The following is a 21,465-nucleotide window of genomic DNA, read 5'->3' on the forward strand; positions in this document are numbered from 1 at the left end:
AAGGAGCATAAGGCAGATGCTTGTTTTTGATCAAGTCGATTATCATTACCGGCGGGGGCATCCCGTTCTCCGTCAACTAAGCTTCGAAATTCACCAAGGAAAATTCATTTCCATCATTGGAGGGAACGGAAGCGGAAAGTCCACGCTCGCCAAGTTAATGAACGGGCTGCTGCAGCCAAGAGAAGGACAGGTAAAGCTGGATCATTTGAATACCCTGAAACATGAAGATCTCGGGAGGATTCGTGAGCTGGTCGGATTGGTTTTTCAAAATCCTGATGATCAATTCATCACGACATCTGTTCTGGATGAAGTCGTCTTCGGGTTGGAGAATTTGCGTGTACCCAGAGATGAAATGGCCCATCGGGTGAATGAGGCTCTTAAAGCCGTTCATATGGAAGATTATGTGGAAGCGATGCCGCATCAATTGTCAGGTGGTCAGAAACAGCGGGTCGCGTTTGCGGCCGTTGTGGCGATGGACCCTTCTATTCTGATAGTGGATGAAGCGACCTCCATGCTCGATCCGCAGGGGAGAAGAGACATCCTTGATGTGATGCATGCCCTACACCGGCAAGGCATGACTATCATTCATATCACACACCATATGGAAGAGATTTTGTCATCCGATCGCGTTCTGCTTCTAAGCAATGGAGAAATGGCTTTCGACGGAACGCCGTCCGCCTTGTTCAGCAACGTATCCATTGCCGAACATCAGCTTGCTCTTCCTTTTGCGGTAAGACTGCATCAAGCGCTTGGGTTAAACGCCCCTTTGTGCGCGGACTGGAAGGAGACGATCACCAGCTTATGGTCTATGAGTTAAATGACGTAAGTGTAAGGATAAACGGCGAAGAAATTCTGCAATCGGTAAGCTGTACCCTTAAGGAGGGGAAATGGATTTCGATCATTGGCCAAGCCGGAGCCGGAAAGTCCACCTTCGCTAAAGTGATTAAAGGGTTGATTCCTTTCTTTAAAGGCGAATATACGCATAATCAGCAACCTCTGCCGAGGGACAGTAAAGGAAATATGAAGGTCGTTCCGCAAATCGGTTATGTGTTTCAGTTTCCGGAGCACCAGATTTTTGAAACGACGGTTTATAAAGAACTGACCTTTGCTCCCAAAGTGAAGGGAGAGTCACCAGAAAGGCTGGAGGAAGCCATCATGATGGTTATGGGACAGATGGGACTCTCCGGAGATCTTCTCCAGGAGAACCCGTTCCAGCTTAGCGGGGGACTTAAGCGTCTGATCGCTATCGCTTCCGTGCTGATTGCAGAACCTGAGCTGCTTATTCTGGATGAGCCGACTGCCGGGCTTGATCCCATAAGCAGGACAGCGCTGCTGAAGCAGCTCAAAGCATGGCAGGGGGAGAAGAACCGGACAGTGCTTTTCATCTCTCATCAGTTAGAGGATGTTGCCGAATATTCGGACGAGGTTATGATCTTTAAAAAGGGGCGTTTATTGGTACATTTGGATGTGAACGAACTGTTTCTGAAGCATATAGCGTTCATGGAGCAAGCCGGACTGCCTTTGCCGGAGCCTATACAGCTCTTAAGATTGATTGAGGCGATTTCCGGACGGATTCTTGAGCCTGCCAGCTGCAGGGAAGAAGATATTATGCAACTGGTGAGGTCGGTCTGGCAGTCAAGAGGTCTCCAAAATGACGGATAATATCATATGGGGTCAGTATATAAATTCAGGCTCGATTGTCCACCGGCTTGACCCCCGAACCAAACTGTTAAGCGTTCTTGCCTTCACGCTTTGCTGTCTTATACTCAAAACATTTGGCGGATATGTTGCGGCGACTGTCCTGGTGGGAGGACAATTGCTGTTGTCCAGAGTTCCAGTTCGTAAGTTTTTTAGAGGAATAAAGCCGATTCTTCTCATTTTAACCTTTACATTTGTATATCATCTCTTAGTAACCCAAGAAGGGATAGAGAGCGGAGTCTTCGTTGTCTGGCGTATTCTATTGCTTGTTTCGCTTGCTTCGGTCCTAACATTGACAACAAAACCGCTGGATCTTGCAAAAGGTCTGGAACAACTGTTTAAGCCGCTATCTAATTGGGGGGTTCCGGTAGAAGCTCTTGCACTGATGCTTATGATTGCAATCCGCTTCATCCCAACGATTACCCAGGAGCTGGATCGCATTATTCTGGCACAAAAGGCCAGAGGGTATGACATCAAGTCTGCTAAAGGTCATAGACAGGTATTTGCTTATTTGTTGTTAGTTGTTCCGCTACTCATAACGACAATTCAGCGGGCGGAGCAACTGGCTATGACGATTGATGCAAGGGCTTACGGGAACGGAAAGGGCCGCACTTCATATAGGGTGCTGAGATTTTCGCGGATTGATTATGTAGCTGGCGGATTAATTCTTGCATTTATTCTACTGATCCTTTACCTATAGCGTAGTTATCGAACTTGATCACCTTATCGGAGGATTACCTATGAATTGGAGTACCAGAATAACTGAGATGCTCAAAATCCAATATCCAATCCTTCAAGGCGGACTAGCTTATCTGGCTTACGCCGAACTTGCTGCTGCGGTTTCTAATGCCGGCGGTTTCGGCCAAATTACAGCGATGAGCCTTCCGGATGCACAAGCTTTGAGGAGGGAATTGAGGCGTGCGCGAGCGTTAACCGATAAACCTTTTGGTGTTAACTTTTCCATTGGCATGCATCGCAATGACCACATACAGATGGTTCAGGCCGCCATGGAAGAGGAAATACCTGCCGTTACGATTACAGGTGGTAATCCAGCACCTATATTGGAGATGCTGAGTTCTACGCCGATTCATACCCTGGTGCTGGTCTCGTCCCGGGCACAAGCGCAAAAAGCAGAGCAACTCGGTGCTTCTGCGGTCATTGTTGTCGGACATGAGGGAGGGGGCCACGTAGGCCGTGACGAGGTAGGAACTATCGTGCTTGTTCCAGAAGTAGTCGATGCGGTTCGAATACCTGTCATCGCTTCGGGAGGAATTGGGGACGGTCGCGGCTGGATGGCTACCCACGCTCTTGGTGCTGAAGGAATCGAGATGGGAACGCGGTTTATCGCGACCCAGGAGTGCAGGAACGCTTCGATCGTCTATAAGAATGCGCTGCTCAAGGCGAGATCCACAGATACCGTTGTACTCAAACGTTCCATAGGCCAGCCTGCCAGAGCGCTCTGGAGCCCTTTGACTGAGAAGATTTTGAAAAGCGAGCATGCCACGCCAGGGCATGAAGCGATTAAAAACGAAATCAGCGGGAAAGCCAATAAACGCCTGATATATGATGGCTCCATGGAAGAAGGATTCGGATGGGCAGGACAAGTCGCTGGTTTGATTAAAGATGTTCCAACCGTCTCTGGCTTAATCGAACGAATGGTTCAAGAGGCGGAGAATATAAGATGCAAATGGGGTAACCTGAACTGAAATTTGGTGTAAGAGGACAAGAACATGGTCCGATTACCGATTAGACATATAACTAATCGATTCTTTTCCTCGTTAATTCATTAAGCGAACGGGCAGAATAACGCAACGAACAGAAGATGCCTGCGTCTAATAGCTGACCGGAAAATATATGGGATGTCTGGAATTATATAGATGAAAGCATCATTTTTCACATAAGAAAATGCATATGAATGTTATGGCGGCAACATAATGAGCCTGCTGGCAATCAAGACGTGTGGCATTATCATCTCCATGTTTACCCTAGATATGTGAATGATCAACTTTATCTGTCGCAGGGTTCTGAGTCCGATCCAGATGAATACTCTTTCTATGCTGATAAGTTGCGTTTTGGATAATGGAGAATATTAGGTCTAGGAAGAGCGAACGATAACCCTAGTAGGAAATGAAGCCTAGATATAAAATTCGGCGACCTTTTCCCGGAGTTCAATCAGAGGATAGGTCGCCGTTTTATGGAATGGTCCCAAGTTGTTGTTCAATGTGATCAAATGATCATTTCTGATCTCCCCGTTGCGCGAGCCATTCTTTTTTCAGTAATGCATATTGAAACGTATTTTCGTATTTAGGAGTTCCGTCTTCATGTTTGGTAAAGGAAATAAACTCTTTGAATAGGCCTTCCTGGCGCATGCCTAATTTCTCACACAGCTTCTGTGACCGGAAGTTATCATCCTCGACATAGGCGTACAGTCTTCGGGCTTCTTGTTGCATATAGAGATACTCCACGAAGGCGTTCGCGCTCTCACTTGCGTAGCCTTTCCCTTCATATCTGGCATTAAAATTCCACCCGATACTATAGGTATCCGGTTCTTCCTTCATATTGAACAGCTCTCCAATAAGCTCGTTGCTCTCTTTCAGACAGACCGCGATATACTCGTCTCCAGTGCTGCGTTTCTCAATCTCTTTTACAGCGTCCTCCAATGTCGAGACTTTATGATCCAGAAAGCAGTTCACTCTCGGATTGGCGGTGTACTCGAATAATTCTGGTGCGTCAGTTGTGACAAAATTTCTTAATATCAATCGGTTCGTTTCAAGTGTTTGCATGAGTAATATTCTCCTTTTTTTGTTACCCAAACTCTACTTTTTGCTAAAGCTGGGGTTTACCTTGGGTTTGGCAGAAGGACTTGTCCCTTTCGTTTTCTCCACATTGGAGAACCAATTCATCATTTTATCTTTATAGATATATCCGAGCACGAAACCAATAACAGCGATAACGGATATGATAATCGCTATGCTGTATTGCTGCATATGAATCGTGGACCCCAAAGCGGCAGATGCGATGATCCACGGCAGACGACCAACTATAAGTATCGTGAAGAATCTTAACGAACTCATGGATGTAAGAGCGGCAACAAATACGAGCAGGTCTTTCGGCAAGCCGGGAATCACGAAAAAGATAAATAAAAAGGCAGAGAACTTCTTCTCATCATGAATAAACGACATCCATTTATACTTTTTCTTTTGCATTAGCTGTGAAATATAAGCGCGGCCGATAAAACGAGTGAAATAAAAAGCAAACGCTGAGCCTAATATCAAGCCTATTGTAGTATACAAGGACCCAAGTGTAACCCCGTAGGTATAACCGCCTGCAATCTGTACCACTTCTCCTGGAATAGGTGCAACTACGATCTGAAGAATCTGGAATAAAATAAACATGACCGGACCCCAATGACCTGTTGAATGAATATACGCTCTGAAATTGTCCATGGACGACATAATTTTAATAAGGGTAGGAGAATAATAGACTAGTAAACCAATGGACAATATGATTGTCAGACCTAATAGTATGTTTATCACTGCTTTTTTCGAAGGTTGTGGCATAGCTGACGACTCCTTTGTGTAATGACCTCTACATATTTGTAGTATAAAATGGATTCATTAAGAGTTACCTACATAACTTCTGAAGAATTCTTAAGTCGACTGTATTTGCTGGTAGTTGCTAATAGCGCATATTATACTGACGTTAGACGGAGGGATCAGATGAACAAGCAAATCTTAATTGCTGACGATAACAGTGAAATTCGTGAAATTGTAAGAATTTTGTTAGAGAGCGAGAATTATGAAGTGATTGAAGCAATAGATGGTCAAGATGCGATTGATAAAGTGAATGAAGAGACGGATCTCATTATTTTGGATATGATGATGCCCAATAAATCAGGACTGAAGGCGTGTTTGGAGATTCGTGAAAAAACAAGCGCACCGATCCTGTTCCTTACCGCGAAATCGCAGGATTCTGACAAACAATTGGCCTTCTCCTCAGGCAGTGATGACTTTTTGTCCAAGCCTTTTTCCTATACAGAGCTCGTTTCGAGAGTGAAGGCTTTACTGCGGAGGTATTATGTTTATCGGGGCAAGGAGAAGACGGAAGAAACGGACCAAATTATCGTTAAGGATCTTACGGTTCACCAGGATGCAAAAACCGTGTTTGTTGGGGCGAAGGAAATCGCTTTAACTGAAATTGAATACCAGATCTTGCTGCTGTTGGCTAAGAAACGACGTAAGGTGTTTTCGGCTGAAAACATATATGAGAGTGTTTGGGGGCAACCCTACTTTTATACCTGTAATAACACGGTCATGGTTCATATTCGTAATTTGAGAAGCAAACTGGAAGATGATCCACAGAACCCTAAATATGTGAAGACCGTTTGGGGGAAGGGGTACAAAATTGAATAGATTACTAATGGGAAAAAAGCTGAAGATTAAACTGGTTCTGGCAGTTGTAATTTCTTTGGTCATTTCTATAAGTGTTTTCGTCATTTTACAAGTGGTTGGCGAGACTATACTAGATAGTTATTTAAGCAAATCCGCTTTTGTGGAAAATAGGCAGCAAGATGCGCTTAAACGATTCGAAGGGTTCGTGAATAGCCAGAACGTGTCCACCCGTGATCACGAGCAATTGTCTGCATGGATAAGTCATGAGCGATACTTGAATCTGTATATTTTTGCAAAAGACAAATTGATTTTTTCCTCAAACACAGAGATTGATCCTGCTATTAATGAAGAGCTTTTAACTCAATTCGTGCCTTCGAAAATACCCATCACCACCATCAATTTTGCGGATCAGGATGCCCAGATCTACTTGGTAGGCTTTTATGAGTATCAATACTACAATCTCATTCTGATTATTGGTGTTTTCATAGCAGCCGTTATATTTATTGTTTCCTTTCTACTAATAATTAATAAGAAAACATCTTATATTGGCGTGCTTGAACAAGAGATCAAAATACTTGAAGGTGGAAATTTGGATTATTCAATTACGATATCGGGAAAGGATGAACTATCATCTTTGGCCCAGAGTATTGATGAGATGAGGAAATCATTTGTTGAGCGACTCGGCAGCGAGGAGAGGGTGAGGATGGCCAATCGCGAATTGATCACGGCAATTTCCCACGATTTGCGCACTCCACTTACGATTCTATTGGGCTATATGGACATCATAGAGCTTAACAAGTATAAGACGCATGAGGATCTGCTGCAGTATATTCATAATAGCCGGGAGAAGGCCTATCAAATCAAAGCGCTGTCGGACAAACTATTCGAATATTTTACGGTATCCTCTGCCGCTGAAGAAGAGGATGTGGAATTTGAAATTTATGAGGGCAGCGCGCTTATCGATCAACTCATTGATGAGCAACTGGTGGTTTTGGACAATTTAGATGTTCAGGTTCAGGCAGATGCAAATCATGAGAAATTTTTGCTGGAAATCAATCTGGTCGCCATACGTCGTGTGTTCGATAACATATTTTCAAATATTCGAAAGTACGCTGATCCGGCGCATCCCGTTCATATCCAGATTTCCTTGAAGCAACAATGGGTCTATCTTGGGTTAGAGAATAAGATTTTACGTGTGGGCAAAACGGAAGATAGTAACAAAATTGGGCTCGTTAGTTGTCAGAAAATAATTCAGCAGCACAACGGGACGTTGACCGTATCGCAACGAAAAGATACCTTTTCACTTCAGGTTACGCTACCGGTCATTTTAAATAAATTACAGAATTTTGGTTAATGAATCCAATATAGTTCACTTCGAGCACCTAACTTGTCGCAGGACAAGAACATATGCCACCAAAGTGCTAAAAAGCGGTTTTTTTGTGTTAAGAATCAGTTCTTTTTCCCGAGTTGAGGAGAAGGACGTTGTACCCTCTCTGCCGTTTAGGCGTGTATCTAAAAAGGTACTCTAACACATGATGCTAGTACAGCATCAACGAGCACGAAATTCCACGCTGTAGCCGGCCCCTCATCGCATCAGCTTGTTTCACTTTCGGATGAAATCTTGCTAACATCTAAGGTCGGATGTCGTTTTGTTTATTTCTCCTAATGAAAAAGATCATGTTGTTGATGCTTTTGTTTTGAGAACATTCCAAACATACCGATCATATGAGTGACTTTTTTAAGATTTGATGTCCATTCCAAAAATTGTATATAAGAAGTTGGAATATTTGAGGGCGATTTTAGCTTTTGACGATTTATCAAGGTTCCATCTTTTTATATAAAGGAGGGAGAGTGCCGCTCGACAAATGGGAGAACACTTAAATTCGAAATGTCGGAGTGTTTGCTGCTGTCTTCGGGAGACAGCATTCCGCATTTGCCGGGGGTGAACCAATTGAACAGGGAATTCACCAATTATGTCCCGGCCAATGTTGTAGACGGCATCGCTGCGCCGCAGTGGTTTGCGGACAGCGCAGACACCCCCGACTGGGAAAGGCAGGCTGTATCCTTGGCGTCTGCCGCGGGAATCATTGAGGTGCGGGTGGTGCGGGACCATTTCATGAATCTTAGGGAGTTGAATCGATTATGAAAGCTTTAATTATTTCGGATATTCACAGCAACGTCAAAACGCTGGAATCGATCCGCAAGGCAGAATCCGACTGTGACGTGATTTATTGCGCGGGAGATCTTGTAGACTACGGGCCTTTCCCGCGGGAAGTTATCGAATGGGTGCATAAGAACGATGCGAATTGTGTTCGCGGCAACCATGACGACATTATTATCGACCTGTACCGAAACGGCAATAGCGGTCACGATGTGGCGGAGGATGAGATCAAGTGGGCGCATTACAATGCAAGGCTGCTCGGCGAAGCGGAAATTTCCTTCCTCGAAAGCATACCGGTCTACCGCACATTCGAGATGGATGGCTATAGCTATACAATGCAGCATCTGTACGAAAACTATTTGACGATTGATAGCTTGCCCAAGTACGATGCTTTCTGGGCGGAACGCAACGGCAGGACAATTGGGGCCGAAGAAGATCGCCGCATTATTTTCGGACATACACATCGCAGATGCATTCATTATTTGAGTGACGACAGTTTGTGGCTGAATCCGGGAAGCGTGTCCTACCGCCGTCGCGACGATCCGTCGAAAGAAGCGCACTATTTCACGATTACCGATGGCAAAATAGCGATGAAAAGTCTTGTCTATGACCGCACGCCTTTGCTCGAAGCGGCACAAAAGTTGCTGTTGAAAGAAGAAGAGATGAAGGTTGCGTACTTCTTTTTCGGGTAAGCAGGCGGGAGAGCAGGCAACAACAATAGGGACGTATCCACGATTTGATGTCGGGATACGTCCTTTCTCATTTATTGTACACCGGCAGGTTGCGATTTACAGCTTGCAAGGCGATAATTCCTGCTCATTTTGCGCCTCAGTTTACATTTTTATGATTGCTTCATTTTTTTACACTATGGCATGGGAAACGTATCTTTCATAATAGAGGTTGTGAAGTTGCGGATATGATCCTGCAGAGGCTGCGGATCATATCCGCCTATTCTATAGGAAGCAGGTGGGAAAATGACTACTATTTATTGGGTATCGAGTAGCGACGAGTTGGCGGCAGCCATTGGCCGCGCAGAACCTGGTTCTTCGATCTTGTTGGCAGACGGCGTTTACGACCGGAATGAAGACTATATTATTGAAGGCAAAGTGGGATCGGACACCGCAATATTAAGCATTCGCGCTATAAATAAAGGAAAAGCGACGATAGCTGGAGAATCAAGTATACGGATCTTGAACTCTGCTTATGTAGAGGTGTGGGGGCTGCATTTCCAGGTCGAGCAGCGCGAATCTATCATTCTGGACGGTTCGCGGCATGTGAGGATTGCGCGGAATAGATTTGAGCCGCGACAGGTTGGGACGGAGTATAGCCTGCTGTCTGTGATGGGAAGCGGCAGCGGCTGGAACCGGATCGAACGCAACGAGTTCGGGCCAAAGGCCGACCTCGGACCGCTCGTTATTTTTGATGGCGACGGTGAACAAATCTCACAGCATGATGTCATTGAATATAATTATTTTCATCATATAGGCCCGCGTGTCGTCAATGGGCTTGAAGCGATCCGGCTCGGCCTGTCCGGCATCTCTCTCTCGAACGGCTATATTACAATTCAACACAACCTGTTTGAAAATTGCGACGGAGAGCCCGAGATTATTTCGGTAAAAAGCTGCTATAATACAGTTCGGTACAACACATTCCTTAACTCCGCCGGCCAAGTGACAGCGCGTCACGGACATGGAAATCGCTTTCATAATAATGTATTTATCGGCGATGGCGTGAAGGAAGAAATGGGCGGATTTCGCATTTACGGCAACGACCATTACATTTTTGATAATTATATGGAAAACTTGACGTTGGATGCGCTGCTCATTGACGGAGGCAACTACGATGGCGGACCGGACGGCTATCCCGAGGCGCCGACGCAGGAGGAACTGAGGAAACATTGGCGCGTCTATCGCGCCAGTGTAGTGAATAATACGATTGTCAATTGTCGTCACGGCATTACGCTCGGCAAGCGGATTCCTTATGCGCCGGAGCAATGCGTAATCGCTTACAATCGAATATGCGGCAAGGAGCAGCCGGCCATCTATGAATACCGGCCGTCTCCGGCGGTTTGTATTAACAATTATAAAGCGGATGTCGCGGATATTCGTTGTCCGGCTATTCTGACAAGAATTGACGTCGGTCCCGACTCCGACTAAAGCTAACATGGAGGAGAACCTATGGCCCAAACTCGAAACCGGTGGACAATCTATCTGAAGCAGCTCCGGCATAAAAATCGCAGCGTATTCCTGACCTGGATGCTTTCCTACGTCTCGGTGCTGCTCGTGCCCATTCTGATCAGCGGCGTTATATACGGCGCGACGCTGAACGTTGTAAAGGCTGAAATTAACCGTGCCAACCAATCTATTCTTCTTCAGATGGAGCAAGCCATAGATAGCCAGTTCAAAGGAATCGAGAGTCTAAGCCTCGAGGTGAGCCTCAACAGGCGAATCGCAGCATTTATTTCGGCCGATACCAATCTGTCTGATTCGGACCACTACGATATATACCAAATCGCTAATGATTTGCGCGTATACGAAATCGCTAACGATTTTCTTGAAGGCATTTATATTTACTACAAAAATAGCGATACGGTCATCGCCCGCAACAACCGTATGAACATCGAAGCGTTATACGACCATATTCGCCTTGAAGAGCATATGCCGTTCCAGTCGTTTCGAGAATATTTTGACCAATGGTACATTAAAGGCTACCACTCCGTTGTTGTGTCTGAAGAGAATGAGTGGCGGCCTACGGTCATGTATGCCCAAAATGTGAACTCAACAATCATGAATCAACCTGGAGCTGTCTTGCTGTTCATGATTGACCGCAGCAAGCTGCTGGAGCAAGCTTCGGCGCCTGAGAAAGGTACGATCTTTATTCTGGATGAAGATAACCGGTTCATTGCGTCTACGGGCGAGTCGCTGTCGGAACCTGCTCTACTATACGGCGATATGCCGGAAGAATCGGGACAACTTGAGATCGAGACTGCCGGCCGCCGGCTTGTTGCATCCTACACAACCTCGTCCATTACGGGATGGAAATATGTGATGACGCTACCGGCGAACGTATATCACCAGAAGATGAACGTGGTAGAGCAATTGACGATCGCCAGCATCTTGCTTTGCCTTATTGTTGGCGGTGGCGTGACGTATTGGCTCCTCAAGCGGAACTACCTGCCGATCCATGCGCTGATCCAGAGCTTGTCGTTCAAGGCGGGTTTTACCTTTGATCGCGGCTCCAATGAATACTCCTTTCTGGAGCAGGCGCTGAGCAGCACCTTCCATGAGAAGGAGGAGCTTCATTACAAGCTGAATCAGCATAACAATACACTCAGATCGCACTTTTTGCAGCGGCTGCTGAAGGGGCAACTCGACAGCCATATCCCGTTGCACGAATCGTTCTCAGCCTATGATCTGCGTTTCCCGCTGGGCGGATTTTCTGTTATTTTGCTGCGCATCGAGCATTTCGGCAAGTTCCATCGGAAGGATGAGGATCAGGTCCATAACAAGCGGTTGCTGCACTTCCTGATCGCCAACGTGGTCGAGGAGGTCGCGCGAAAGTCAGTAAACGCCTATGCGGTAGAGCTGGACCAGGAGTTGCTCGCCTGCATCGTCAACCATCAGCTTGCATCGCCGGCGGAGCAGCGGGGGGAGCTGAGGCACATCGCGGAAGAAACGATGTCGTTCATCTCCAATCATGCCCATGTCCAGTTGACCGCTGCCATCAGCGCGCAACAGGAGGGCGAATATGGCATCTTCCAGGCGTTCCAGGAAGCGATCGAGGCGATGGAATACCGTATCATTGCAGGCAGCGGGGGCATTATTCATTATGGGGACCTGGGCGGCAACGACAACCCAGGGGCTGCTCCAGGTGGTTATTTTTATCCGCTCAAGGCCGAGCAGCAATTGATCGTTATGGTTCGCGAAGGGCAGCTTGATAAGGCGAAAGCGTTCGTCGGGGAGATCATTCAGAAAAATGTGACGACGGAGCCGTTTCCTTTTCATACAGCCAAATGTCTCATGTTCGATTTAATGGCTACGCTGCAAAAAGTAATCGGTGAAATCCGCATCGCGGGCAAGCCGGATATGCCTGACGGAGTGCGCGCCATCGAACGCCTGATGCAATGCCAGACGGTAGGGGAGATGCGCAGCCAGCTTTACGATATGCTAGAGCTTCTGTGCGGCTACGTTAATAATAACCGCGAATACTGCAGCAATCCGCTAATCGATAAAGTCATGAAATATGTCAACGAGTATTATCAGGACGAGAACCTAAACATTTCGATGATCGGGGAGGCCTTCTCCATGACGCCGTCGTATGTTTCCAAACTGTTCAAGGATATTGCCGGCGAATCTCTGCTCGATTATATTAACAAGACGCGACTGGTGCAGGCCAAATTGCTGCTTAGCGGCGGGAAATATACGGTCAGCGAAATATCGCTGAAGGTTGGTTACAACGATGTGAATACCTTCCACCGCATATTCAAAAAATTTGAAGGGATAACGCCCGGGCGCTACAGGGAAGTCAAGTAGCTCTCGGGCTTTTCTTTTCAAGAAAAAGTGGCAAACATGCGCTTTTGTTACCCTCATTTTTGAGAAATTGCAGTATATTTTAGGTTTTAACGATGGCTTGCGGCACCGGATTTACGTTATGTTGAAAGCGTATTCAAACCAACTCAATCGAGACGAAAAGAACGGAGGGGCTCAATGGCGAAAAATCGCAACGGCAAGACTTGTAAAAGGCTGCAGCTCACACTGGGGATCGTATTGGTACTTTCATTGTTGTTAACAGCATGCTCCAGTAATGGAGGCTCCGGGAACAAGGATAAGACAGAGCCGACTCAAAGCGCCGTCAGCAATAAGAGCGGCGAAGGCGTAAGCAAAGGCAACGAGGGATCGGATAAGCCGGTGTATCCGCTGGATACGAAAGATACTTTCTCGTACTGGGCTCCAATCAACGGAAACCTGATTACATTTACAACGAATCTGGCGGAAGCACCGATCGGGAAGGCGATTGCAGAAGCTACCGGTGTGAAAGTGAACTACATCCACCCGACCGACGGTCAAGCTGAAGAGCAGTTTAATTTGTTGCTGGCTTCCAGCAAGCTGCCGGATGTGCTGGAGTACGACTGGAGTATTTATCCGGGTGGACCGGAGAAGGCGATTTCAGACGGGGTTATCGTACCGCTAAACGATTTGATCGACCAATATGCGCCTAACCTGAAGAAGATGCTGGAAGCTAATCCGGAGCTTGATAAAATGGTAAAAACAGATAGTGGACAATATTACGTCTTCCCGATGGTGCGCAACGCGGAAGGATTAGTCTTCCGCGGACCTATGCTGCGCAAAGATTGGTTGGATGAGCTAGGGCTGCAATTGCCTGTAACGATAGACGATTGGCATAAGGTTCTGACGGCGTTCAAAGAGAAAAAAGGCGCCGTAGCACCGCTGACGGCGCTATATGCGAACAAAATGAATTTGCAGGACGCGTTCTTCGGCGCATACAAAACGTCGCACGGCTTCTATATTGACGACCAAGGCAAAGTGAAATACGGCCCGTTAGATCCGCAATACAAGGATGTTATGACGTTGTTCCGCCAGTGGTATTCCGAAGGGCTGATTGATAAAGACTTCCCGATCGTCGAGCGCGACACGCTGGATAAGCGGCTTCTGAACGGCGAGTCCGGCGCGACTATTTTCCTGCTGGGCGGCGGCATGGGCAAATGGCTGGAGTCCGGCAAAGCCCAAAATCCGGCTTTTGATCTCGTAGCGGCTCCTTATCCGGTATTGAAAGCAGGCGAAAAACCGTTCACAGGACAGCGCGATTTCAAATATAACCCGAAAGCAAGCGCGGCCGTGACGACATCGGCGAAAGACCTGGAAACGATCGTAAAATGGCTGGACTTCGCATTTAGCGAGCAAGGAACCATGATGTACAACTTCGGCGTTGAAGGCGAAAGCTACACGATGGACAACGGCGTTCCGAAATTTACCGATATGATCGTAAAAAACGATAAGTACACTTCACAGCAGATGTTGGCTCAGTATACGGTTCCGAACGGTCCATTTCCGATGCATGAGCAAAAAACGACCAACACGTTCCCACAACAGGACGAGGCGGTCCAGATTTGGTCGGAGACCGATGCGGCGAAACATATTTTGCCCGCGTTCATTACGCCTACTGTAGATGAGAGCAAGAAGGTAGCGCAGACGATGACGGCAATCAACACGTATCTGGAAGAAATGTTCATCAAATTTGTAATGGGCAACGAGCCGCTCGACAAGTTCGACAGCTTTGTGAAGCAGCTGGAAGATATGGGGATTCGCGATGTAATCGACATCTATCAAGGCGCCTTGGATCGCTACAACAACAGATAACTCCATGTATCGTCCCACGGCTGGCTGCAGGCTGCCGTGGGGGCAAGGGAATGGTGCAGCCATCCCCTGCCGATGATGCTGGATGTGGATAGGAGGAGAAGGATATGGCTCAGTTGAAGCTGGGACGCAGCAAAGTCACGCATGCCGGTCGTCTGCCGCTTAATATCGCGAAAGACATGGTTAAGAACAAATATTTGTACATGATGCTTACTCCTGTTTTGTTATATTTCATTATTTTTCATTATTTCCCGATGTACGGTTCGATTATTGCATTCAAGGATTTTAACCCCCGGCTTGGAATTGGGGGCAGCGCGTGGGTAGGACTGGAGCATTTCAAAGACTTTTTTGGCGGGATGTATTTTTGGCGGGTGTTTAAAAACACTCTGATGATTAGCTTGTACGATCTCATTTTCGGTTTTCCCGCTCCGCTTATTCTCGCCTTGTTGCTTAATGAGGTGAAAAATGCGCTGTTCAAGCGTTCGGTTCAGACGATTACTTATTTGCCGCATTTTATTTCGCTTGTCATTATTTGTGGTATGATCAAGGATTTTACGAGCAGTGACGGCGTCATCAACGATATTATCGCATTTTTCGGCGGTGAGCGGGTTACGATGCTGCTGGAGCCGTCTTTTTTCCGGACAATCTTCGTTTCGTCGAATATATGGCAGCATATAGGCTGGGGTACAATTATTTATTTGGCCGCGCTGTCTGCGATCGATCTCGAGCAATATGAAGCTTGCAAGATCGACGGGGGTGGACGCTGGAAGCAGATGCTTCATGTTACTCTACCCGGTCTGCTCCCCGTTTTCGTTATATTGCTCATCCTGGACATTGGCCGAATTATGAGCGTTGGCTTCGAGAAAGTTATTCTATTGTACAACCCGACCACTTATGTGACAGCGGATGTCATTTCCTCTTATGTGTACCGGATCGGGCTTCAAGATTTTCAATTCAGTTTCAGCTCCGCTGTCGGATTGTTCAACTCCGTGATTAACTTCGCGCTTGTTGTCGGCTCCAACTGGATAAGCCGGAAGTTGAACAATACGGGTTTGTGGTAGAGGAGGAGGGTTCGAATGCGAGTAAGCTTGGGTGAACATATATTCCGGGTTTGCAATACGCTGTTTTTGACCGCGCTCATGATTGCAACAATGTACCCAATTCTATACGTGGCATTTGCTTCATTCAGCGAACCAGCGCTGATGATGGCGCATAAGGGCATTCTTTGGAAGCCGCTGGGCTTCTCGCTTGAAACATATGGGGCGGTATTCAGCAACCCGATGATCCTGCTCGGCTACCGCAACACGTTATTTATTGTCATTGTAGGCGTGGCTCTCAATTTGCTGCTTACTTCCTTTGCCGCATACGCCTTGTCCAGAAAAACGTTGCAATATCGCAAGCAGCTTACGTTGTTTATCGTGTTTACCATGTTTTTCAACGGTGGATTAATTCCGTTCTACTTGCTGGTCAGAGGGCTGGGCATTACGGACACGCTGTGGGCGCTGATCCTGCCTACCGCAATAAGCGCATTTAACCTCATTATCATGCGAACATCGTTCGAGGCAGTGCCGGATGCGCTGGAAGAGTCGGCCAAGATCGACGGCGCCAACGACTTTGGCATTCTGTTCCGCATCTTCCTGCCGCTATGCAAGCCCGTGCTTGCAGTGGTAGGCCTGTATTACGGAGTAAGCCACTGGAACTCCTGGTTTAACGCCATGATCTTCCTTCAGGATCGGTCGCTGTATCCGTTGCAGTTGATCCTGCGAGAAATTTTGATTATTGGCGAGGCAAACTCCATGGCGGAAGGAGCCTCCCAGGATGAGATCATCATATTGGGCGAGACATTGAAATACGCCACGATTATGGTGGCGACCCTTCCGATTTTTCTGGTCTATCCGCTATTGCAAAAATATTTCGTAAAAGGCGCCTTGATCGGTGCCATTAAAGGTTAGGAGAAGGGGTGGAATTCAGAGATGAGCAATGAAAATGTGAAACTGAAACCATCCGAGCTGACGGCTTGGTGGGATAAAGTGAAGATTAAAGTTGATCATATGATCGAAGCGGGCTGGACAGAAGCGCCGCATGTTTCGGCGGCGGGCAAATATGACCAGATCAAAGTGGATCAGTGGATTTCGGGCTTCTGGCCGGGCATTCTGTGGATTCTGTACGATATGACCGGCGAGCAACGTTATCGGGAGGAGGCGGAGCCTTGGGACGAACGCATGGAGCAATGTTACTTGCGGGACAACCATTTCCACCACGATGTCGGCTTTCAGTTCCTGCCGACATCGGTTATCCGCTACAAGCTGACCGGCGACCCGGACGCTCGGCGGCGCGGGCTGTTCGCCGCCAACTATCTGGCGGGCAGGTACAACCCGGCAGGACAGTTCATTCGAGCCTGGCCCCGCAACCAGACGGGTTGGTCGATCATCGATTCGATGATGAATTTGCCGCTTCTGTTCTGGGCGAGTGAAGAAAGCGATGATCCGCGCTTCAAGCATATTGCGGTCGCCCATGCAGATATGGTGCTTCGCTCATTCATCCGAGGCGACGGCTCGGTGCATCATATCGTTATCTTCGATCCGGAGACGGGCGAAGTGGAGCGTTATGACGGCGGACAGGGCTTCGCGCCGCAATCGTCCTGGTCGCGGGGCCAAGCTTGGGCGCTCTACGGGATGAGCTGCGCTTACCGCTATACGGGAGAAGCGCGTTACTTGAATGCGGCGAAGGGGGTGGCGCATTATTTCATCAGCGCGTTGGCGGAAGACGATGTGCCGCATTGGGACTTCCGTGCGGCGACCGACTTGACGGACGAGCCGCGCGACACCTCGGCGGCGAGCTGCGCAGCATCTGGCTTGATCGATATCGCGTCGCAGGTGGCTCCTGAGGAAGCCGCTTTATATCAGCGCGCGGCCACGCGCATTCTTCGCTCGCTGTCGAACAACTACAGTTCGCTCTACAAGCCGGAGTATGAAGGCATCCTGCTCGGCGCAACCGGTCATAAGCCAGTCAATACCAACATCAACGTATCGCTGATTTACGGCGATTACTATTATATTGAAGCTTTGGCGAAGAGCAAAGGCTGGAACCAGCATGTTTTTTAAGCGGGATCAAAGGCCGTAATCACGAAGCCGGGGGGACAGGAAGCTCCTCCCGGCTTCCGTATTCTTGAGAGGAGGTGCCGGACGGAACGAAGGGAATGATTCAATAACCATCATTTCATAATGGAAAGGATGAAAATGAATTATGGGAACCAAAAGTATGACGTGCATTATTCTGATCTGTATGCTGGTTGCGTTAATGCCAGGAACGGCGAGGGCGGCTGATACGAAGTTCACAATTGGCAGCTCCGACGTGACGGCGAGCGGAGATGACGGCAACGTTCCAGCCAACACGGTGGACGGCGATTTCTTAACACGTTGGTCGGCGAATGGCGACGTGCAATGGATCCAGTACGATTTGGGCGTAAATCGCAAAGTGTCTTTCATCAAAATTGCATTTCTGAATGGGTCAAGCCGCACTTCTACTTTTGATATTTTGACGTCTACGGACGGTTCCACCTTTACGACCGTCAGCAGCGGAGTTGTGAGCAGCCTTGTGGAAGGTCTGCAAACGTTCGATTTTCCGGATGTCAATTCTACCCGCTATGTGAGGATCGTTGGGCACGGCAATTCCTCCAACCTGTGGAATAGCTATTCTGAAGTTGAACTCTACGGCACCGCTAGCGGATCTCCGCCAGGCGCAAGCAAGTTGGCGATTACCGTGCCACAACTTATGGCCAGCGGAGATGACGGCAATATCGTCGCGTATACAATCGACGGCGATCTTAACACGCGCTGGTCAGCGAGTAGCGAGGGGGAGTGGGTCCAATACGACCTTGGATCGAGCAAGCGGGTGGAATACGTGAAGATCGCCTTCACAAACGGGGCGGAGCGAACTTTCGCTTTTGATATCCAGACTTCATATGATGGCTACAACTTCAGTACAGTGCTTTCGGGAGCGGTCAGCAGTCTGAGCAACAGCTTGCAGACGTTTGATTTTGCCGATGTTGCCCCCGTCCGCTACGTTCGTATTGTTGGCCACGGCAACTCGGTGAACGCCTGGAACAGCTTTGCCGAGGTCGAAATTTATGGTAGCGATTCAAGCGGCAGCGGTAGCGAAGGGACGGTTGTCGAAGTTAGCACTTCCACGCAGTTGGCTGCCGAGCTTGCAACCGCTACGGCGGGTAAAACGATTGTGTTGGCAAACGGCACGTATTCGCGTACAAGCCCGTTTGCTGTTCAGAACAAAAACGGCACTGCCAACGCGCCAATCGTCATTAAAGCGAAAAACCGCGGTCAGGCTATCATCTCGGGAGCGTCAGGCTTCCGCGTCGAGAACTCCTCGCATGTGGTGCTGGACGGATTAAAGTTTACGAACACAAGCAATGGCGCAGTGGTGTTGGAAGGCTCGCACCATGCGCGACTGACCCGTAATACGTTTGCGCTTCCAAGCTCGGGGAGCGGCCTGATGTGGCTGCAAGTGCGGGGCACGAACAGCCATCATAACCGCATTGACCGGAACGACTTCGGACCGAAGAGCGACACCGAACCGCTGATCGCTTACGAAGGACAGGATGGCTCAGGGCAAATTTCGCAATACGATATTATCGAATACAACTATTTCCATGATGTAGGCCCATGGGTAGCTAACGGCAAAGAGACAATTCGTCTCGGCTTGTCGGGTCTTACGCTCTCCCACGGCTATAATACGATACAATACAATGTATTTCAGAATTGCGATGGAGAGCCGGAAATCGTATCGGTCAAGAGCAGCAGCAATTCGGTGCGCTTCAATACATTCCGCACGTCCAAGGGCAGCCTGACGCTGCGGCATGGCCATAACAACAGCGTATATGGAAACTTCTTCCTCGGGGACGGCGTGGAGTCGGATCAGGAAGGCATCCGGATGTTCGGCAATGACCATAAGATTTATAACAACTACTTTGAGAATTTGACTGGCGAAGCAATCTACTTGCCTAACGGCGACTTCGACGGCGGTACTGGAGGCTCCCCTCCAAGTCCGACGGTCGAAGAATTGCGCAAACAATGGAAAGTTTACCGGGCGCTTATCGTCAACAATACGATTGTAAACAGTAAAACCGGTATCGTCATCGGCTCGGGCAAAGCGTATGCTCCGCAGGATTCCGTCGTGGCGAACAATATCGTATACAACAGCACCGGCACGCTTTATTACGAGGCGGCGACAACGAATACGCTGTTCCAAGGCAACATCGGGTTTGGCAGCACTATTAGCAACATATCGCGCAGCTTGGAGCAGATCCGAAATATCAATCCGCTGCTGACTGCGGTGAACGGCATTCAGAAACTGTCCGCGAGCAGCCCGGCAATTGATGCAGCTGTGGGGACATACGCGTTCGTGCTGGCGGATATGGACGGTCAAATGCGGGCGACAGCAGATGTGGGGGCGGACGAATATTCCGGCGCGCCTCTACTGAATCGACCGCTAGCGGCCGACGATGTGGGGCTGAATACGCCTTAGGATCGATATATGTGCAAGCATGCCGGCGGTTGGTTCGCCGGCATGACTATGTCGATCCATTGATGTATGGAGCAGTCCTGTTATTCACTTCATTTGGAAGGATGGGAGACCATGTTTCACAGCAATTATAGAGCAGCGGGAAAAAACGAGGTGACTGTACATGCATACTAGCACAATGTTGCCGGCTCCGCGTGGCGGCGGCTTCCGTATGGAAGGTTATTGGGTATGGTGCGGTTCCGTCGTGCAGGGCGAGGACGGCAAATTCCATATGTTTGCCTCGCGCTGGCCGAAGACACTGCCGATGCATCCCGGCTGGATGACGGCTTCAGAGATTGTCAGGGCAGACTCGGATACCCCCGAGGGACCGTACCGATTCTGCGAGGTGGCGCTTCCGGCGAGGGGAGCGGAATATTGGGACGGACGCTGCACGCACAACCCCCATATCGTCAAGCACAACAACAAATATTTGCTTTATTATACGGGTTCGACCCATCCGCAAAGCGATCCAGAGCCGCCCGGGAATTTCGGGTTAACCGATCCTCAATGCATCGTGGCGCGGGCGAACAAACGGGTAGGTCTGGCTATAGCGGACAGCGTTTTGGGCCCGTGGCGCAGAGCGGACGAACCGATATTGCCAACACGTCCCGGCCGATTCGATAGCTTTCTGACCTCCAATCCGGCTCCGTGTGTCAGGGAGGACAGTTCCGTGCTGCTGATCTACAAGGCACGTCACTACGAAGGCAACCTGCATGGCGGCATGACGATTGGCGTTGCGTATGCGGATCACTACGAGGGGCTATACCGGGTGCTGAGTGACGAGCCGGTGTTTCCTCCAGAGTCGTTCCATATCGAAGACCCTTTCATCTGGCAAACAAACGAAGGATACAATTTGATCGCCAAAGATATGGAAGGGCATCTATGCGGAGAAAAATACGGCGGCATCTACGCCGAGTCGCCGGACGGGCTGAAATGGAACTTGCATGGGCAGCCGCAAGGCTATTCCCGGACGGTGCGTTGGGATGACGGCACGGTGCAGACGATGGGCAATCTGGAGCGGCCGTTCCTGTTGTTCCAGAACGGCAAGCCGACTCATTTGTTCGCGGCCGTCTCGGACGGCAGTGATGGTTTTAAGGACGCTTCCGATACGTGGAACATGGTTATACCTTTGAAGCAATGATTCACAGGGGGACTTTTCGATGATCAACTACGTGGCGTCAAGCGAGCGCTATGCGACGATGACGTATAACCGCTGTGGCAGATTGGATTATCGACATGGGCCTGATGGCGGCAGCAGGGGTGG

18 protein-coding genes are annotated in these 21,465 nt (G+C 48.6%); 16 read left to right on the plus strand and 2 right to left on the minus strand.

What is annotated here, in order from left to right:
- Positions 1 to 16 precede the first annotated feature (16 nt).
- The 4 genes from IEY53_RS25185 to IEY53_RS25200 are packed head-to-tail and all read left to right on the plus strand — an operon-like array spanning position 17 to position 3,404.
- Positions 17 to 817: an energy-coupling factor transporter ATPase gene (locus tag IEY53_RS25185; RefSeq protein WP_189029897.1), complete on the plus strand. Its 801-nt coding sequence runs from the start codon at positions 17 to 19 to the stop codon at positions 815 to 817.
- Entirely contained in the window at positions 769 to 1,662 is an 894-nt protein-coding gene (locus IEY53_RS25190; protein WP_229696346.1) for an ATP-binding cassette domain-containing protein, read from the plus strand. Before IEY53_RS25185 ends, IEY53_RS25190 begins: the two co-directional genes overlap by 49 nt.
- A complete protein-coding gene (locus IEY53_RS25195; RefSeq protein WP_189029898.1) occupies positions 1,652 to 2,398 on the plus strand; it encodes an energy-coupling factor transporter transmembrane component T family protein in 747 nt (248 codons plus the stop codon). Before IEY53_RS25190 ends, IEY53_RS25195 begins: the two co-directional genes overlap by 11 nt.
- Before the next feature lie 40 nt (positions 2,399 to 2,438).
- On the plus strand, positions 2,439 to 3,404 hold the full coding sequence (locus tag IEY53_RS25200) for an NAD(P)H-dependent flavin oxidoreductase (RefSeq protein WP_189029899.1): 966 nt from the start codon (positions 2,439 to 2,441) through the stop codon (positions 3,402 to 3,404).
- 528 nt (positions 3,405 to 3,932) lie between these two features.
- On the opposite strand, the gene IEY53_RS25205 is transcribed toward IEY53_RS25200, so the two are convergent.
- Positions 3,933 to 4,481, minus strand: a complete 549-nt coding sequence (locus tag IEY53_RS25205) for a GNAT family N-acetyltransferase (RefSeq protein ID WP_189029901.1) — start codon at positions 4,479 to 4,481, stop codon at positions 3,933 to 3,935.
- A gap of 33 nt (positions 4,482 to 4,514) precedes the next feature.
- Complete coding sequence (locus tag IEY53_RS25210) at positions 4,515 to 5,258, minus strand: TVP38/TMEM64 family protein (RefSeq protein ID WP_189029903.1); 744 nt, start codon at positions 5,256 to 5,258, stop codon at positions 4,515 to 4,517.
- A 159-nt stretch (positions 5,259 to 5,417) separates the two neighbouring features.
- On the opposite strand from IEY53_RS25210, the gene IEY53_RS25215 reads away from it, so the two are divergent.
- The 12 genes from IEY53_RS25215 to IEY53_RS25270 all read left to right on the plus strand — a co-directional run bounded on the left by IEY53_RS25215 (position 5,418) and on the right by IEY53_RS25270 (position 21,342).
- Positions 5,418 to 6,110 (plus strand): response regulator transcription factor, encoded by a 693-nt coding sequence (locus IEY53_RS25215; RefSeq protein WP_189029905.1) that lies wholly within the window; start codon positions 5,418 to 5,420, stop codon positions 6,108 to 6,110.
- 7 nt (positions 6,111 to 6,117) lie between these two features.
- Positions 6,118 to 7,443 carry a HAMP domain-containing sensor histidine kinase gene (locus IEY53_RS25220; protein ID WP_189029907.1) on the plus strand — a complete coding sequence of 442 codons (1,326 nt, stop codon included), beginning with the start codon at positions 6,118 to 6,120 and terminating at the stop codon, positions 7,441 to 7,443.
- A 534-nt stretch (positions 7,444 to 7,977) separates the two neighbouring features.
- A complete protein-coding gene (locus IEY53_RS25225) occupies positions 7,978 to 8,235 on the plus strand; it encodes a hypothetical protein (RefSeq protein ID WP_189029909.1) in 258 nt (85 codons plus the stop codon).
- Positions 8,232 to 8,942, plus strand: a complete 711-nt coding sequence (locus IEY53_RS25230; protein WP_189029911.1) for a metallophosphoesterase family protein — start codon at positions 8,232 to 8,234, stop codon at positions 8,940 to 8,942. The genes IEY53_RS25225 and IEY53_RS25230 overlap by 4 nt, the downstream gene beginning before the upstream one ends.
- Positions 8,943 to 9,224: 282 nt before the next feature.
- Entirely contained in the window at positions 9,225 to 10,406 is a 1,182-nt protein-coding gene (locus IEY53_RS25235) for a polysaccharide lyase 6 family protein (RefSeq protein ID WP_189029912.1), read from the plus strand.
- A 21-nt stretch (positions 10,407 to 10,427) separates the two neighbouring features.
- Entirely contained in the window at positions 10,428 to 12,782 is a 2,355-nt protein-coding gene (locus tag IEY53_RS25240) for an AraC family transcriptional regulator (protein WP_189029913.1), read from the plus strand.
- A 174-nt stretch (positions 12,783 to 12,956) separates the two neighbouring features.
- Positions 12,957 to 14,627: a type 2 periplasmic-binding domain-containing protein gene (locus IEY53_RS25245; protein WP_189029914.1), complete on the plus strand. Its 1,671-nt coding sequence runs from the start codon at positions 12,957 to 12,959 to the stop codon at positions 14,625 to 14,627.
- 104 nt (positions 14,628 to 14,731) lie between these two features.
- Complete coding sequence (locus tag IEY53_RS25250) at positions 14,732 to 15,685, plus strand: ABC transporter permease (protein WP_189029915.1); 954 nt, start codon at positions 14,732 to 14,734, stop codon at positions 15,683 to 15,685.
- 15 nt (positions 15,686 to 15,700) lie between these two features.
- Positions 15,701 to 16,576 carry a carbohydrate ABC transporter permease gene (locus tag IEY53_RS25255; RefSeq protein ID WP_189029916.1) on the plus strand — a complete coding sequence of 292 codons (876 nt, stop codon included), beginning with the start codon at positions 15,701 to 15,703 and terminating at the stop codon, positions 16,574 to 16,576.
- 21 nt (positions 16,577 to 16,597) lie between these two features.
- Entirely contained in the window at positions 16,598 to 17,728 is a 1,131-nt protein-coding gene (locus IEY53_RS25260) for a glycoside hydrolase family 88 protein (protein WP_189029917.1), read from the plus strand.
- 142 nt (positions 17,729 to 17,870) lie between these two features.
- Positions 17,871 to 20,165: a chondroitinase-B domain-containing protein gene (locus tag IEY53_RS25265; protein ID WP_189029918.1), complete on the plus strand. Its 2,295-nt coding sequence runs from the start codon at positions 17,871 to 17,873 to the stop codon at positions 20,163 to 20,165.
- A 160-nt stretch (positions 20,166 to 20,325) separates the two neighbouring features.
- Positions 20,326 to 21,342 carry a glycoside hydrolase family protein gene (locus tag IEY53_RS25270; protein WP_229696347.1) on the plus strand — a complete coding sequence of 339 codons (1,017 nt, stop codon included), beginning with the start codon at positions 20,326 to 20,328 and terminating at the stop codon, positions 21,340 to 21,342.
- Positions 21,343 to 21,465: the final 123 nt, after the last annotated feature.

It is taken from the genome of Paenibacillus albidus, from assembly GCF_014644435.1.
Taxonomy (GTDB): domain Bacteria; phylum Bacillota; class Bacilli; order Paenibacillales; family Paenibacillaceae; genus Paenibacillus_AQ; species Paenibacillus_AQ albidus.